Source organism: Candidatus Symbiothrix dinenymphae (assembly GCF_001431085.1).
In genome coordinates, this window is record NZ_BBRU01000446.1 from 1 (window position 1) to 430 (window position 430).

At 48.6% G+C, this 430-nt stretch carries 1 pseudogene; it reads right to left on the reverse strand.

The window, feature by feature from the left end:
* A pseudogene (locus tag ASC50_RS04970) lies at window positions 1-430 on the reverse strand (hypothetical protein); the annotation flags it as partial.

Sequence of the window (430 nt, forward strand, 5' to 3'; positions counted from 1 at the left end):
CCAACGGTGTATTGATTGAACTTGCGATAGCTCGCCCCGATGCCGAGTGTTGTCGGCTGTTGAAAAGCAAGGTCTTTGGTGGCGTGCGTAAGGTCGCTAATTAGTGTGCCGGAAGACTCACTGTATTGGGTGTTCAGAGTGATTTTGGGCGTAAAAACGGCACCAATCACGACTTCGGTATTGTCGCTCAATGGGTGGCGGTATTGCACCCCGAAGTCTAAACTCAATCCGCTTGCATGCAACGAATCGCTCTTGTACGAAACGCTCGGACTAACGGTTGAGTGAGTAATATCACCAAACGCCGAACCAATTTTTATCCCTGCGGATAGTTGGCGAAACTCGTAGGCAACGGAACCGTAAAATTTGTTTAATCCACCGGAACCCTCATATTGGTTTTCGGTGTTGCCGTATTTGTAGCCCACGTATGAAA